This is a genomic window from Salmonella sp. SAL04214, from assembly GCF_046550615.1.
GTDB lineage: Bacteria > Pseudomonadota > Gammaproteobacteria > Enterobacterales > Enterobacteriaceae > Salmonella > Salmonella enterica.
In genome coordinates, this window is record NZ_JBGDXT010000007.1 from 17,489 (window position 1) to 33,269 (window position 15,781).

Here is a 15,781-nt window from a genome sequence, read left to right on the forward strand (position 1 = left end):
GAGAACCTCCGGGGGCAAGAGGTTCGACCCGAGCGAAGCGAGAGAACGTTGCGTCAGCAACGGCCCGCAGGGCGAGCCATCCTCTATCACCGGCAGGTTGACGCTCGCACCACCAGTTCAGGCATGATCCCGTCGCTGTGGCTGACCTTCTTGCCCGCCAGCAAATCAAATAATAGCGTGATTGCCTGTCGCGCCACCTCATCAAGATGCATATTCACAGCCGTCAGCGGCGGCAGCGATTCGCGCGCGCGGATACCGTCATAGCGGGTGACCACGCGCATCCGCTCCGGGATAGCGACTGCCTGTTCCTGAAAAGCGCGTACCGCGCCGCTGGCAAAGGTGTCGATCAGCACCAGCACGCCGTCAACGTCGGGATGCGCCTGTAATAGCTGCTGCGCGGCCTGGTAGCCGGCATTTTCACCCTCGCTTTCATTGAGAGAGTAGACGACGGGGGCCTGGCGCCCCGCGCACCAGCGCTGGTAAGCCGCTTCGCTCTCCAGAACTGATGTTCGCCGAGTGTTACCGACAAATAACGCACATTTGCTGGCGCCGGAGGCCTCCAGATGCGTTAGCAGAAGCTGTGCTGTTGCCGCCGAGTGCAGCTCAACCCACGGCACAGGCGTGTCGGTGCCCGGCGTGCGGCCAATGGTGACGCAGGGAATGCCCGCTTGCGCCAGCGCCTGGAGCTGCGGGTCGTTCTCCGCCGGCTCAATCAGGATCGCCGCGTCAAAGCTGACGGCATCCAGTGGATTTGCCCCCGGCGGCACCAGAATCAGCGCATGCTGTTTTTCCAGCGCCATCATCGCGGACGTTAACGCCACCTCCATCATAAATCCCAGTCGTGACGCGCCGGAGGCAATCGCCAGCGGCACCGAAGAGAGCAAGGCAATGGTATTGGTTTTGCCGGTTCGTAACTGGCGGGCGCGAATATTCGGCGTGTAGTTGAGCGCAACAATGGCCTCTTCAATACGCCGTCGCGTCTGCGGCTCGACAAAGCGGGTGTTGTGCAATGCATTGGATACCGTCCCTGGCGATACGCCTGCATGGCGGGCAACATCAATCAACTTTGCGCGTTTTTTATTTTGAACAGCCATCTGCTTCCTGACCTGCGAAAATTTGCGCACAGGGTAGCATATTTACCAGACGGTAACGTTTGCTTTTTTTCGGTGAGGATCGTAAAAAACTCTTCATTAAAACGTTTTAATGGGGTATTTTGGCGCAAATTTATTCCTCAGGAGGCGATGTGGCACACTTAACTCAGGATTCGACTTTCACCCTTGGACGCCGTCTGGCGGGCCTTATCTACGCTGATAAAGCGAAGAGCTTTGGCGGCTATACGCTTTTTGCGCCGCAAACCGCCGAAGGGCGGGTTTATCTGGTGGACGAGCAGGGCGAAGTCGCGCATCAGTGGCAGCTTCCGGTTCGCGCCGGGCGTGATGCGGTGCTGCTGCCGAACGGTAATCTGGGTTATAACGGCAGCCACCGCACTTCAGCGAACCTCTATCCGGCGTGGGATCTCTGGCACGGCGGCGACTTCTACGAAGTGACGCCGGATAACGAAATCGTCTGGCATTACGAAGATATTTACCATCACCATGATGCGCAATGGTTGGCGAACGGTAATCTGTTGTATACCGCCGCGTCGCCGTTACCTGCCGATATCGCCGCCCGTGTTACCGGCGGCGACCCGCGCCGCGATGCGCCGGACGGCGTGATTCAGAGCGACGTCGTCAAAGAGGTCAATCGCGACGGTGAAGTGGTCTGGGAATGGCGTGCCTGGGAGCATTTGAATCCGGAAGATTTCCCGATTCATGATATTTTCGACCGCCGCCACTGGCCGATGATTAACGGCCTGTCCGTCACCCGTGATGGCCTGGTACTGATGAGCCTGCGTACCACTTCCGGCGTCATTGCCGTGGATAAAGAGAGCGGGAAGGTTATCTGGCATGCAGGGCCGGAAGTCGTAGCGCAGCAGCACACGCCGGTTGAGATGGAGAACGGGTCGATTCTGGTTTTCGATAACGGCAACCTACGTCCCGGCGTCACCTCGCCGCATTCCACGGTGCTGGAGTTCGATCCGCAGACCAAAGCGATTACCTGGCAGTATCGCGATATCTTCCCGCCGGCGTTTTTCTCGCCGTATATGGGGAGCGCGCAGCGGCTGGCGAACGGCAACACCTTTATCTGTGAATCGGCGTTTGGCCGCCTGTTTGAAGTCACCCCGGAAGGCGAAACGGTATGGGAATATATCATTCCGTTCTTTAATGAATATCCGGAGTACCTCAGTAAAGGCATTATTCCTGGAAAACAGAACAGCGCCTTCCGTGCGCATCGCTATGCCGCTGATGCCATTAGTTGGTTGAAATAATACAGACCGCCAGCCCGCGCTGGCGGTTATTTTTTTGATGTTTTATGGGAGTTAATCATGCCGCAACCTGGCCTTACTACGCCGGATAACGATGCATTACCCTGGCAAACCACCTTACTTTTGGCGCTTCAGCATGTGCTGGTCGTTGCCGCCACCCCCATTACCTCCGTCTTTCTGATCGCCAAAGCGCTCCACTTTACCGATACGGTGACCGCCTCGGTACTTAGCGCGACCTTTCTGATGTGCGGTCTGGGCGCTATTTTGCAAAGCCTGGGTGTGAAAGGGGTGGGCGCGCGTTTGCCGTTTATTATGGTACCGGGGGGCGCGCCGATTGCGATTTTCGTTGCGATCGCTTTACAGACCAATATCCAGACCGCGATTGGCGCCGTAATTCTGACCTCGCTGTTCTACTTTATCGCGTTGCCGATTTTCCGCCGCTGCCTGCACCATTTTCCCCCCTTTATCATTGGCATCATGCTGCTAATGGTGTCGATTAACCTTATTCGCCTGTACGGCGGGTTGATCATTGGCCAGCCAGGGAGCGCCGACTTCGCTCATCCAACCAGTATCATTTTATCGCTGGGGACTATCCTGATAACGCTGATTTTCGCGCTGGCGTTTAGCGGTATTTTGCGCCAGTTGGCGGTGATGTTCGGCCTTTTAGCGGGAACGCTGCTGGGAATGGCGCTGGGCAGCACCGATTTTAGCGGTGTTAGTCACGGGCCGCTGTTTAGTTTCCCACAGCTTTTGCCGTTCGGCTGGCCGATTTTTGATCTCTCCGCCTCGCTGCCGTTGCTGATTTACGCGGTCATCTCTATGGCTGAAGCAACCGGGCAAACGATTGCGACCGCGGAAATAGTCAATTCCACGCAAAATGTGCAGCAGGCGATTCCACGTACCATTCGTGGTGATGCGGTAATGTCGCTGCTGGGGGGGATTTTTGGCACCTCCTTAATTATCACCTCCGGCGAAAATATTGGGGTGGTACGCACCACTAATGTGAAATCGCGTTTCGTGACTGCGGCTGCCGGAGGATTGTTAATCCTGATTGCCATATTCGCGCCGCTGGTACGTCTGGCGACCTGTCTGCCAGGTTCGGTGGTGTGCGGTACGGCGGTGATTGTCTTCAGCATTATCGGGGTCATCGGCATTGATATGATTGCGCGTGAGCCACTGCATACGCCGGGTAAAACCTATGCGCTGGCGATGGGGCTGGCCATGGGAATGCTACCTATACTGGTACCCGGCCTGTATCAGAATTTCCCGGCGGGCGTACAGATGGTCTTTGGCAACGGCATGGCAGCGGGGACGTTGACGGCGATTCTGGTGAACTCGTTGTTTAACTGGAGCGAAAAGCGCACGCAGGCCAGGGTCAAAAGTTAGTTTTTGTGATCGCGGTAGGCCGCACGACGGCCTACTTATTTACAATTTTGTGACATATTCGATGGTGTTTTTCAATGTCCGTATAACTCTTTTTTGCACACGGCTTATGAATAACCTCAGCATTTTCGCCTGTGCGTTTTAGCGTTAGTGGTATTAATCGCTCAGATAATCAACATATCGAAAGAAATTTTTCAATTAATGTCTAATTGTTAATCACTAACTGTTGCAAAATATTAAGTGAATAACTCTGCCTTTCTGCCTATAGCACAAATTTCCCTGCTGAAAATACCCTTCTGAACTTTTTTTAATCTTTGTTTGTTAATTCTCACCGTTGTTGTAAAAGCTGGTTACCTGTATTGACGTTTTGACATTCTATTGACAGATTGTAGGGAATGAGGGGCATTTTATGGAGAATCCGCACTGCAACTCAGTCGATTATGCGAACGGAATCCCCACCTCTCACTACTGACCTGACCAGGTAAAAAACAAAAAAGGCCGGGCGGTAAAAGCCTTTGCAAAGGGCAAAACAACATACATCACAATTGGAGCAGAAGAATGAGTATTTCCTTGAAGAAGTCAGGGATGCTGAAGCTTGGTTTGAGCCTGGTGGCCATGACCGTTGCAGCAAGCGTGCAGGCCAAAACCCTGGTTTATTGTTCAGAAGGCTCGCCGGAAGGCTTTAACCCACAGCTCTTTACGTCTGGCACCACCTATGATGCCAGCTCCGTACCTATCTATAACCGTCTGGTTGAATTCAAAACCGGCACCACGGAAGTGATCCCGGGTCTTGCTGAGAAGTGGGATATCAGCGAAGACGGTAAAACCTATACGTTCCACCTACGTAAAGGGGTGAAATGGCAATCCAGCAAGGATTTCAAACCCACGCGCGAGCTGAACGCCGATGATGTCGTGTTCTCTTTTGACCGGCAGAAAAACGAGCAGAACCCGTACCATAAAGTGTCTGGCGGCAGCTATGAATACTTTGAAGGCATGGGGCTGCCGGATCTGATTAGCGAAGTGAAGAAGGTAGACGATCACACGGTGCAGTTTGTGCTGACGCGTCCGGAAGCGCCGTTCCTTGCCGATTTAGCCATGGACTTCGCCTCTATTCTTTCCAAAGAATATGCTGACAACATGCTGAAAGCCGGTACGCCGGAAAAAGTGGATCTGAACCCGGTCGGCACTGGCCCGTTCCAACTGGTGCAATATCAGAAAGACTCCCGCATTCTCTACAAAGCCTTTGACGGCTACTGGGGCACGAAGCCGCAGATCGACCGTCTGGTCTTCTCCATCACCCCTGACGCCTCTGTGCGTTACGCCAAACTGCAGAAGAACGAATGTCAGGTGATGCCGTATCCGAACCCGGCGGATATTGCGCGCATGAAAGAAGATAAAAACATCAACCTGATGGAGCAGGCTGGTCTGAACGTGGGTTATCTCTCCTATAACGTACAGAAAAAACCGCTGGATGATGTCAAAGTTCGCCAGGCGTTGACCTATGCCGTGAATAAAGAGGCCATCATCAAAGCCGTTTATCAGGGCGCGGGCGTTGCGGCGAAAAACCTGATCCCGCCGACAATGTGGGGCTACAACGACGATATTAAAGACTACGGCTACGATCCGGAAAAAGCCAAGGCGCTGCTGAAAGAAGCCGGTCTGGAAAAAGGCTTCACCATCGATCTGTGGGCGATGCCGGTACAGCGTCCCTATAACCCGAATGCGCGTCGTATGGCGGAAATGATCCAGGCGGACTGGGCGAAGATTGGCGTTCAGGCCAAAATTGTCACCTATGAATGGGGCGAATACCTCAAGCGCGCTAAAGATGGCGAGCACCAGACGGTGATGATGGGCTGGACCGGCGATAATGGCGATCCGGATAACTTCTTCGCCACGCTGTTCAGCTGCGATGCCGCCCAGCAAGGCTCCAACTATTCAAAATGGTGCTACAAGCCGTTTGAAGACCTGATTCAGCCTGCGCGTGCGACCGATGACCACAACAAGCGTATTGAACTCTATAAACAGGCCCAGGTCGTGATGCATGACCAGGCGCCAGCGCTGATCATCGCTCACTCCACGGTTTATGAGCCAGTGCGTAAAGAAGTTAAAGGCTATGTGGTTGATCCATTAGGCAAACATCACTTCGAAAACGTCTCTGTCGAATAATTAAAAGAGCGCTGCGCCCCGGTGTTGTGTAGGCCGGATAAGCGCAGCGCCATCCGGCGTAATGCTTTATCCGCGATGCAGTTTGCGTGGGATAAGATTTGTGAGCAATACAGACTTACGGTTCCAGGCCGTGGGTCATGAGAGAGAATTCGGGTTATGTTGCAGTTCATTCTCCGACGTTTGGGACTCGTTATCCCGACGTTTATCGGTATTACCCTTCTCACCTTTGCCTTTGTCCACATGATCCCCGGCGATCCGGTGATGATCATGGCGGGTGAGCGAGGTATTTCCCCTGAGCGTCATGCTCAACTGCTGGCTGAACTCGGTCTTGATAAACCGATGTGGCAGCAGTACCTCCATTATATCTGGGGGGTGATGCATGGCGATTTAGGCATCTCGCTGAAAAGCCGAATCCCTGTATGGGACGAGTTTGTGCCTCGCTTTAAAGCGACGCTGGAACTTGGCGTCTGCGCCATGATTTTTGCCGTCGCCGTGGGGATTCCGGTGGGCGTGCTGGCCGCAGTGAAGCGCGGTTCTATCTTCGATCACACTGCTGTTGGCCTGGCGCTGACCGGTTACTCTATGCCTATCTTCTGGTGGGGCATGATGCTGATCATGCTGGTCTCCGTCCACTGGAACCTGACGCCGGTTTCCGGGCGCGTGAGCGATATGGTGTTCCTTGATGATACCAATCCGTTGACGGGCTTTATGCTGATCGACACCGCTATCTGGGGCGAAGAGGGTAACTTTATTGATGCGCTGGCGCATATGATCCTGCCTGCGATGGTGCTCGGCACAATCCCGCTGGCCGTCATTGTGCGTATGACCCGTTCGTCGATGCTGGAAGTGCTGGGGGAGGATTACATCCGTACCGCACGCGCCAAAGGGTTGACCAGGATGCGCGTCATTATCGTCCATGCTCTGCGTAACGCCATGCTGCCAGTCGTCACCGTGATCGGCCTGCAGGTCGGGACGCTGCTGGCGGGCGCGATTCTGACAGAAACTATCTTCTCGTGGCCCGGTCTGGGGCGCTGGCTGATCGATGCGCTGCAACGCCGCGATTATCCGGTAGTGCAGGGCGGCGTGTTACTGGTAGCGACGATGATTATTCTCGTCAACCTGCTGGTAGACCTGCTGTACGGCGTGGTGAACCCGCGTATTCGGCATAAGAAGTAAGGGGCCATCATGTCACAGGTTACTGAAAATAATGTTAATGCCGCACCGGCGCCCATGACGCCATTGCGGGAGTTCTGGCACTATTTCAAACGCAATAAAGGCGCGGTCGTCGGGCTGGCGTATGTTCTCATCGTGATCCTGATTGCGGTGTTTGCCAACTTTATTGCGCCGTACAACCCGGCAGAGCAGTTCCGCGATGCGCTGCTGGCGCCGCCGGTCTGGCAGGAAGGCGGCAGTTGGGCGCATATTCTGGGAACGGATGATGTTGGTCGCGATGTCCTCTCGCGCCTGATGTATGGCGCGCGTTTGTCACTGCTGGTCGGCTGTCTGGTGGTCGTCCTGTCGCTGGTAATGGGGATTATTCTCGGCCTGGTCGCGGGCTACTTCGGCGGTCTGGTCGATAACATCATCATGCGCGTGGTCGATATTATGCTGGCCCTGCCGAGCCTGCTGCTGGCGCTGGTGCTGGTGGCGATCTTCGGCCCCTCCATCGGCAACGCGGCGCTGGCGTTGACGTTTGTGGCGCTGCCGCACTATGTCCGCTTAACCCGCGCGGCGGTTCTGGTAGAGGTGAACCGCGATTATGTGACTGCCTCCCGCGTGGCGGGCGCAGGCGCAATGCGTCAGATGTTCGTCAATATTTTCCCGAACTGCCTTGCGCCGCTGATCGTTCAGGCATCGCTCGGTTTCTCTAACGCCATTCTCGATATGGCCGCCCTCGGCTTTCTTGGCATGGGCGCACAGCCGCCTACGCCGGAATGGGGCACCATGCTCTCTGACGTATTGCAGTTCGCGCAAAGCGCCTGGTGGGTCGTGACCTTCCCGGGGCTGGCGATTCTGCTGACGGTACTGGCATTTAACCTGATGGGTGACGGTCTGCGTGACGCGCTCGATCCCAAACTGAAGCAGTAAGAGGTTCGAGATGGCGTTATTAAATGTAGATCAATTATCGGTGCACTTCGGCGACGAAGGGACACCGTTCAAAGCCGTCGACCGCATTAGCTACAGCGTGAAGCAGGGTGAGGTGGTCGGTATTGTCGGCGAGTCTGGTTCCGGCAAATCCGTCAGCTCGCTGGCGATTATGGGGCTTATCGATTACCCAGGCCGCGTGATGGCGGAAAACCTGCTCTTTAACGGACAGGATCTGAAGCGCATTTCCGAGAAGGAACGTCGCAACCTGGTGGGCGCTGAAGTGGCGATGATTTTCCAGGACCCGATGACCAGCCTCAATCCTTGCTATACCGTTGGCTTTCAGATTATGGAAGCCATCAAGGTACATCAGGGCGGGAACAAGAAAACCCGTCGTCAGCGAGCGATTGACCTGTTGAACCAGGTGGGTATTCCCGATCCGGCTTCTCGTCTGGATGTCTATCCGCACCAGCTTTCTGGCGGCATGAGTCAGCGCGTGATGATTGCGATGGCAATAGCCTGTCGACCAAAGCTGTTAATTGCTGATGAACCGACCACGGCGCTGGATGTGACCATTCAGGCGCAAATCATTGAGCTGCTACTGGAGTTGCAGCAAAAAGAGAACATGGCGCTGGTGCTGATTACCCATGACCTGGCGCTGGTGGCGGAAGCGGCGCACAAAATTATCGTCATGTACGCCGGGCAGGTCGTCGAAACCGGCGCTGCGCAGGATATTTTCCGCGCGCCGCGTCATCCGTATACCCAGGCACTGCTACGCGCGTTACCAGAGTTTGCGCAAGATAAAGCGCGTCTGGCGTCGCTGCCGGGCGTGGTGCCGGGGAAATATGACCGACCGACGGGCTGTCTGCTTAACCCGCGCTGCCCCTACGCCACGGACAGATGTCGTGCGGAAGAACCTGCTCTCAACCAACTGGACGATGAACGTCAGTCAAAATGTCATTACCCACTCGATGATGCCGGGAGGCCCACACTATGAGCACGCATGAGGCCACCTTGCAACAGCCGCTGTTGCGGGCTATCGACCTGAAAAAACACTATCCGGTGAAGAAGGGGATCTTTTCTCCGGAACGGCTGGTAAAAGCGCTGGATGGCGTGTCGTTTAATCTCGAACGCGGTAAAACGCTGGCCGTAGTGGGGGAGTCCGGTTGTGGAAAATCCACACTGGGTCGCCTGCTGACGATGATTGAAGTGCCAACCGGCGGCGAGCTTTATTACCAGGGGCAGGATCTGCTCAAACACGATCCGCACGCGCAGAAACTGCGGCGGCAGAAAATTCAGATTGTGTTTCAGAACCCCTACGGTTCCCTGAACCCACGCAAGAAAGTGGGGCAAATTCTGGAAGAGCCGTTGCTGATCAATACCAGCCTGAGTAAAGCGCAGCGTCGTGAAAAAGCGCTGGCGATGATGGCGAAGGTGGGGCTGAAAACCGAGCACTACGACCGCTATCCGCATATGTTCTCCGGCGGCCAGCGTCAGCGTATCGCTATCGCCCGCGGTCTGATGCTTGATCCGGACGTAGTGATTGCCGACGAACCGGTCTCCGCGCTCGACGTGTCGGTGCGCGCCCAGGTGCTGAACCTGATGATGGATTTGCAACAGGATATGGGGCTGTCTTATGTCTTTATCTCGCACGACCTGTCGGTGGTGGAACACATCGCCGATGAAGTGATGGTCATGTACTTAGGCCGCTGCGTGGAGAAAGGGACCAAAGAGCAGATTTTTAACAATCCACGTCATCCCTATACCCAGGCGTTACTCTCCGCCACGCCGCGGCTGAATCCGGACGATCGCCGTGAGCGGATTAAGCTGACCGGCGAGTTGCCGAGCCCGCTGAACCCGCCGCCGGGCTGCGCCTTCAACGCCCGCTGCAGCCGTCGCTTCGGACCCTGTACGCAGTTACAGCCGCAGCTTAAAGAGTACGACGGCCAGTTGGTGGCCTGCTTTGCCGTCGATCAGGATGAAAATCCGCAGAAACCGCTGAGTTAATTGCGTTTTATGCCGGATGGCGGCTGCGCCTTATCAAGCCTACACCGTACCTGTAGGCCTGGTAAGCGTAGCGCCACCGGGCATGGCTCTCCGGTACGACTTATTCAATCAATTTTAATAACGGCGACAGGCACAACAATATTCCATATAACAGAATAAGCCAGGTTTTCAGGCCGCGTAATTTTTCCAGTTGCGCTACTTTATAAATCAGGAAAAAGGGAATAATACACGCGACAATGCCATAAAGCGGACTGCCTAACTGGAAAAAGACCAATACTGAGACGCGAAACGAAACCCAGATAACCAGAGTCACCACGATAAAGACACAGATTCCAGATGTCAGTAACAGTGGGTTGACGTTTTTGACATCCATAATACGACTCAATACATTCAGTACAATACCTTTAAGCGCTTCGTGAAAACCTAAATAAATACCAAAGAACGCGGTAAGTACGGCAAAAATATTGAGGATGGTAGAGGTAATGTGGATGATATGGCCAGGGATTACCTGAGCTGCCAGCGCAAGGGCGGAAATATTCTGCTCGAACGCTGATACCGCCTCTTCATGGCTAATCGAAAAGGTAAACGAGAACGAGAAAAAGAGAATAATGGCAATCAGCGTAATATAGCTAATGCGATGCGTGCGAATCGCCATCCGGGTGGCCAGCACACGGTCAGGTTCGCGCTTACGATAGGCGATGTTCATTGGGTTTAGCACCTGAATGAAGACCGCAGAAAAGAAGCAAAATGGGATAGTGAGCAGTACGTCGCGAAAGAAAACCGATGCGGCGGGAAAGGCGGAAATATTATCAAGATTCCAGTGTGGGATCATCGCGAAACCGAATATCAGAATGATCCCGACTTTTACCACCACCATCGGGCCGGAAATTTTAAATAATAACTTTTCCCCGCCGGAGGCAATCGCCACCAGCACGGCGAAAATCGCGACTTTATAGATAATAGACTGCGAAAGATCGGCCTCAGTAAGGCCGAAGGTTTTGATATAGGAGGCGCTATCAAACACCACCGACAGGGAGTAAATAAACACCCCGTGGATAATCATAAGAAAATAGATTACACCGAGAAAAATGCCCCAGTTTTTGCCAAGATAGTGACTGATAATATCCGTATAATCGTCACAGGTTTCGCTTTCAGATAACGTTTTTAGATAAATATCCTGCACAATATAGGTAGCGGGATAGGCGATGATAAAAGCGGTAATAAATACCCAGATCCCCTTGAGACCTATTTGCACTGGCATTAAGACGGTACCTGCGCCGATCGCCATTCCGATACACAAGAGCACCCAGCCAAAATCATATTTTGTAAACGGTAATCTCGTTGAAAGCGGTGTGGTCGTAGCGTTACTGTTATTTAATGGTAATATGTCGTCCTGCATAGAGCCCCCTGCCCAAAATATAGGCAGCTCTCTCATAAAGAATGCTGCCTATAACCAGGCTATAGTGCCTTGATACCCGATGCGGCAAACCGGTGACAGCGGTTCGCCGAGCAATCTGGCAAAATCGGCTTTGCCGAGGCGAATAGCTGGCGTTTTAACCCAAGCTATCTGCCGCCGCAGTTGGCGCAATACTTTAGCCGTTTTGGCGCGCCGTGGTCGACGTTACGGGAAACCAATTTGCGGCTTTTGCTGGAAACCGCGCCGAAAGGTTTCTCGCCGGACTGGGTGCGTTATGAAAGCAAGCAAGGCTGGCAGTTGAAAGCGGAAAAGACGCTGATCAGTAGCTACGATGCGATTCGCGTCTATTTATGGGCGGGAATGATGCATGATGGCGATCCGCAAAAAGCGCGTTTACTGGCGCGATTTAAACCGATGGCGACGTTAACGATGAAAAACGGCGTTCCACCGGAGAAAGTGGATGTCGTCAGCGGGAACGCGCAAGGGACGGGGCCGGTCGGGTTTTCCGCCGCTTTACTGCCTTTCCTGCAAAATCGCGACGCCCAGGCCGTGCAGCGACAGCGGGTCGCAGACCATTTTCCTGGCAGCGATGCCTATTACAACTATGTGCTGACTCTCTTTGGACAAGGCTGGGATCAGCACCGTTTTCGCTTCACCGTCAAAGGTGAATTATTACCTGACTGGGGCCAGGAATGCGTAAGTTCACGTTAAGTCTCATGCACGCTTTTTTGCCGGCTGGCGGTCGAAATGCCTTACCTGGCAAAAGGGGCGTTTCTCGGGCATTGTTGGGTTTATCGCTTGGTATGGCGCTAACACCGCTTGCCGGCGCAGCGACCTCCGCGCAGCAACAGTTGCTGGAGCAGGTTCGGCTGGGCGAGGCCACGCACCGTGAGGACTTAGTCCGTCAGTCGCTCTATCGCCTGGAGCTGATCGACCCCAATGATCCACAGGTTATCGCCGCCCGTTTCCGCTATCTGTTGCGCCAGGGGGATAGCGATGGGGCGCAGAAGCTACTTGACCGGCTGGCGCAACTGGCGCCGGAGTCGACGGCGTATCAATCTTCCCGCACCGCGATGCTGCTCTCCACGCCGCAAGGACGTCAGTCTTTGCAGGAGGCGCGTTTACTGGCGACGACCGGCCATACTGAACAAGCGATCGCCAGCTACGACAAGCTGTTTAAAGGTTATCCGCCGGAGGGCGAACTGGCGGTCGAATACTGGACGACCGTGGCGAAATTGCCCGCCCGCCGTCACGAAGCGATTAACCAGCTACAGAAAATCAATGCCGTCAGTCCGGGTAATAACGCTCTGCAAAATGCGCTGGCGCAACTGTTGTTCGCCAGCGGGCGGCGCGATGAGGGATTTGCGGTGCTAAAACAGATGGCGAAATCCAGTACGGGACGCAGCGCGGCCTCCGCCATCTGGTACCAGCAGATAAAAGATCTCCCGGTGAGCGACGCCAGCGTAAAAGCGTTGCAAGACTATCTGACGCAGTTTAGCGAAGGCGATAGCGTGTCTGCCGCCCGCGCCCAGCTTAGCGAGCAGCAAAAACAGTTAGCCGATCCGGCGTTTCGCGCGCGCTCGCAGGGCATCGCGGCGGTTAATGCCGGAGAAGGCGGCAACGCTATTGCGCAATTGCAGCAGGCGGTGAGCGCCCGGCAGGACGACAGCGAGGCGGTCGGCGCGCTGGGGCAGGCATACTCACAGCGTGGCGATCGCGCCCGCGCCGTCGCGCAGTTTGAAAAAGCGCTGGCGATGGCGCCGCACAGCAGCAGCCGCGATAAGTGGGAGAGTCTGCTGAAGGTCAATCGCTACTGGCTGTTAATTCAGCAGGGCGACGCGGCCTTAAAAGCGAATAATCTGGCCCAGGCGGAGCGTTTCTATCAGCAGGCGCGAGCAGTGGATAACACCGACAGCTACGCGGTGCTGGGGCTGGGGGATGTGGCGATGGCGCGCAAAGATAATGCCGCCGCCGAACGTTATTATCAGCAGACGCTGCGTATGGATAGCGGTAATACCAATGCTGTACGCGGGCTGGCGAATCTTTATCGCCAGCAGTCGCCGCAAAAAGCCGCCGCGTTTATCGCTTCTCTTTCCGCCAGCCAGCGGCGCAGTATCGACGATATCGAACGCAGTCTGGAAAATGACCGTCTGGCGCAGCAGGCGGAAACGCTGGAAAGCGAGGGCAAATGGGCGCAGGCCGCAGAACTGCACCGTCGTCGGCTGGCATTAGATCCGGGGAGCGTGTGGGTGACGTACCGACTGTCACGCGATCTGTGGCAGGCCGGGCAGCACGCCCAGGCCGATGCGCAAATGCGCTCTCTGGCGCAGCAGAAGCCAAACGATCCGGAACAGGTCTATGCTTATGGACTTTATCTTTCCGGCAGCGATCGGGACCGGGCGGCGCTGGCGCATCTCAATACCCTACCGACCAGCCAATGGAACAGCAATATTCAGGAACTGGCGGGCCGATTGCAAAGTAACCAGGTGCTGGAAAGCGCTAACCGCTTGCGCGATAGCGGCAAAGAACGCGAAGCGGAAGCGTTGTTACGTCAGCAGCCGCCCTCTACGCGCATTGCGTTAACGTTGGCGGACTGGGCGCAGCAGCGTGGCGATAATGCGGCGGCCCGCGCCGCTTATGACGCCGTTCTGGCGCGGGAACCGGGTAATGTCGATGCCATGCTGGGGCGGGTGGAAATCGACATCGCACAGGGCGATAACGCTGCGGCGCGCGCTCAACTGGCGGCGCTGCCTGCGTCGCAAATCACCTCTATTAACATGCAGCGCCGCGTCGCGCTGGCGCAGCTCCAGCTTGGCGATATTACGGCGGCGGCGCGGACCTTTAACCGCATTACGCCGCAGGCAAAAGCACAGCCGCCATCAATGGAAAGCGCGATGGTATTGCGTGACGCCGCCGCTTTTCAGGCGCAAACGGGCGAGCCGCAGCGGGCGCTGGAGACCTACAAAGACGCAATGGTCGCCGCGGCGATTACGCCGGTTCGTCCCCAGGATAACGATACCTTTACCCGCCTGACGCGCAATGATGAAAAAGATGACTGGCTAAAACGCGGCGTGCGTAGCGATGCGGCGGAGCTGTACCGTCAGCAGGATCTCAATGTCACGTTGGCGCACGATTATTGGGGGTCGAGCGGGACTGGCGGTTACTCCGATCTGAAGGCGCATACCACGATGCTTCAGGTGGATGCGCCCTGGTCGGACGGACGGGCGTTCTTTCGTACTGATATGGTGAATATGGATGTTGGCCGCTTCTCTACGGATGCTGATGGAAAATACGATAATAACTGGGGTACCTGTACGCTGGAGAAATGCAGCGGACATCGTAGCCAGGCCGATACGGGCGCGAGCGTGGCGGTCGGCTGGCAGAATGAGACCTGGCGCTGGGATATCGGCACGACGCCGATGGGCTTTAATGTCGTTGATGTGGTCGGCGGCGTCAGCTACAGCGACGATATCGGGCCGTTGGGTTATACCCTGAACGCGCATCGTCGCCCGATCTCCAGCTCGCTGCTGGCGTTTGGCGGACAAAAGGACGCCAGCAGCAATACCGGCACCAAATGGGGCGGCGTGCGGGCCAACGGCGGCGGCGTCAGTCTCAGCTATGATAAAGGCGAAGCAAACGGTGTCTGGGCGTCGCTCAGCGGCGACCAGTTGAGCGGTAAAAATGTGGAAGATAACTGGCGCGTGCGCTGGATGACCGGTTATTACTATAAGGTGATTAACGAGAATAACCGCCGCGTTACCGTCGGGCTGAATAACATGATCTGGCATTACGACAAAGATTTGAGCGGTTATTCACTGGGTCAGGGCGGTTATTATAGCCCGCAGGAATACCTGTCGTTTGCGGTGCCGGTGATGTGGCGGCAGCGTACGGAAAACTGGTCGTGGGAGCTGGGCGGCTCGGTATCCTGGTCGCACTCCCGCAACCGTACCATGCCGCGTTATCCGCTGATGAATTTGATCCCGGCGGATTATCAGGAGGATGCGCGTGACCAGACCAACGGCGGCGGCAGCAGTCAGGGATTTGGCTATACCGCGCGGGCGCTCATTGAACGCCGGGTCACTGCCAACTGGTTTGTGGGTACGGCTGTCGATATTCAGCAGGCGAAAGACTATACCCCCAGTCATCTGCTGCTGTATGTCCGTTATTCCGCGGCGGGCTGGCAGGGGGATATGGATTTACCGCCGCAGCCTCTGGTGCCTTACGCTGACTGGTAATCATTGCGTCAGGCCTACGAATTGACAGGCGTCGTAGGCCTGAGAAGCGCAGCGCCATCAGACGCTATCATTAACCGTTATTCAGAAAAGTCCTTTTCAGATACAGCCTCTCTTAATGCCGCT

The 15,781-nt window shown here is 55.5% G+C and carries 10 protein-coding genes, 1 other RNA gene and 1 pseudogene; 10 read left to right on the top strand and 2 right to left on the bottom strand.

What is annotated here, in order from left to right; genetic code table 11:
• A non-coding RNA gene (locus tag ACLJQD_RS13255) (RtT sRNA) lies at positions 1–89 on the top strand.
• Here ACLJQD_RS13255 and ACLJQD_RS13260 read toward each other — a convergent pair.
• Entirely contained in the window at positions 87–1,094 is a 1,008-nt protein-coding gene (locus ACLJQD_RS13260) for a substrate-binding domain-containing protein (protein ID WP_017441628.1), read from the bottom strand. The genes ACLJQD_RS13255 and ACLJQD_RS13260 overlap by 3 nt on opposite strands.
• Before the next feature lie 149 nt (positions 1,095–1,243).
• On the opposite strand from ACLJQD_RS13260, the gene ACLJQD_RS13265 reads away from it, so the two are divergent.
• The 7 genes from ACLJQD_RS13265 (at position 1,244) to dppF (ending at position 10,006) form a co-directional block, all read left to right on the top strand.
• Complete coding sequence (locus ACLJQD_RS13265; protein ID WP_017441627.1) at positions 1,244–2,368, top strand: aryl-sulfate sulfotransferase; 1,125 nt, start codon at positions 1,244–1,246, stop codon at positions 2,366–2,368.
• A 57-nt stretch (positions 2,369–2,425) separates the two neighbouring features.
• Positions 2,426–3,751, top strand: a complete 1,326-nt coding sequence (locus ACLJQD_RS13270) for a uracil-xanthine permease family protein (protein WP_001136079.1) — start codon at positions 2,426–2,428, stop codon at positions 3,749–3,751.
• Positions 3,752–4,306: 555 nt separating this feature from the next.
• Entirely contained in the window at positions 4,307–5,914 is a 1,608-nt protein-coding gene (dppA, locus tag ACLJQD_RS13275) for a dipeptide ABC transporter periplasmic-binding protein DppA (RefSeq protein ID WP_000028047.1), read from the top strand.
• 156 nt (positions 5,915–6,070) lie between these two features.
• Positions 6,071–7,090, top strand: coding sequence for a dipeptide ABC transporter permease DppB (gene dppB, locus ACLJQD_RS13280; RefSeq protein WP_000938843.1), 1,020 nt, complete (start codon positions 6,071–6,073; stop codon positions 7,088–7,090).
• Between the two features lie 9 nt (positions 7,091–7,099).
• A complete protein-coding gene (gene dppC, locus ACLJQD_RS13285; protein WP_000084690.1) occupies positions 7,100–8,002 on the top strand; it encodes a dipeptide ABC transporter permease DppC in 903 nt (300 codons plus the stop codon).
• Positions 8,003–8,012: 10 nt separating this feature from the next.
• Positions 8,013–8,996 (top strand): dipeptide ABC transporter ATP-binding protein, encoded by a 984-nt coding sequence (dppD, locus tag ACLJQD_RS13290; protein WP_023242771.1) that lies wholly within the window; start codon positions 8,013–8,015, stop codon positions 8,994–8,996.
• Positions 8,993–10,006, top strand: a complete 1,014-nt coding sequence (gene dppF / locus ACLJQD_RS13295; RefSeq protein ID WP_023242770.1) for a dipeptide ABC transporter ATP-binding subunit DppF — start codon at positions 8,993–8,995, stop codon at positions 10,004–10,006. Before dppD ends, dppF begins: the two co-directional genes overlap by 4 nt.
• Positions 10,007–10,106: 100 nt before the next feature.
• On the opposite strand, the gene ACLJQD_RS13300 is transcribed toward dppF, so the two are convergent.
• Complete coding sequence (locus ACLJQD_RS13300; protein WP_017441626.1) at positions 10,107–11,405, bottom strand: aromatic amino acid transport family protein; 1,299 nt, start codon at positions 11,403–11,405, stop codon at positions 10,107–10,109.
• Between the two features lie 117 nt (positions 11,406–11,522).
• Between ACLJQD_RS13300 and ACLJQD_RS13305 the strand changes: the two are divergent.
• A pseudogene (locus ACLJQD_RS13305) lies at positions 11,523–12,134 on the top strand (glycosyl hydrolase family 8); the annotation flags it as partial.
• Complete coding sequence (bcsC, locus tag ACLJQD_RS13310; RefSeq protein ID WP_017441624.1) at positions 12,116–15,658, top strand: cellulose synthase complex outer membrane protein BcsC; 3,543 nt, start codon at positions 12,116–12,118, stop codon at positions 15,656–15,658. The pseudogene ACLJQD_RS13305 and the gene bcsC, both read left to right, overlap by 19 nt.
• Positions 15,659–15,781 lie beyond the last annotated feature (123 nt).

Excerpts from the sequence above, each read along its gene's own strand:
- ACLJQD_RS13260 (WP_017441628.1), bottom strand. The coding sequence starts at position 1,094 with ATGGCTGTTCAAAATAAAAAACGCGCAAAGTTGATTGATGTTGCCCGC.
- ACLJQD_RS13270 (WP_001136079.1), top strand. The coding sequence starts at position 2,426 with ATGCCGCAACCTGGCCTTACTACGCCGGATAACGATGCATTACCCTGG.
- dppA (WP_000028047.1), top strand. The coding sequence starts at position 4,307 with ATGAGTATTTCCTTGAAGAAGTCAGGGATGCTGAAGCTTGGTTTGAGC.
- dppB (WP_000938843.1), top strand. The coding sequence starts at position 6,071 with ATGTTGCAGTTCATTCTCCGACGTTTGGGACTCGTTATCCCGACGTTT.
- dppC (WP_000084690.1), top strand. The coding sequence starts at position 7,100 with ATGTCACAGGTTACTGAAAATAATGTTAATGCCGCACCGGCGCCCATG.
- dppD (WP_023242771.1), top strand. The coding sequence starts at position 8,013 with ATGGCGTTATTAAATGTAGATCAATTATCGGTGCACTTCGGCGACGAA.
- dppF (WP_023242770.1), top strand. The coding sequence starts at position 8,993 with ATGAGCACGCATGAGGCCACCTTGCAACAGCCGCTGTTGCGGGCTATC.
- ACLJQD_RS13300 (WP_017441626.1), bottom strand. The coding sequence starts at position 11,405 with ATGCAGGACGACATATTACCATTAAATAACAGTAACGCTACGACCACA.
- bcsC (WP_017441624.1), top strand. The coding sequence starts at position 12,116 with ATGCGTAAGTTCACGTTAAGTCTCATGCACGCTTTTTTGCCGGCTGGC.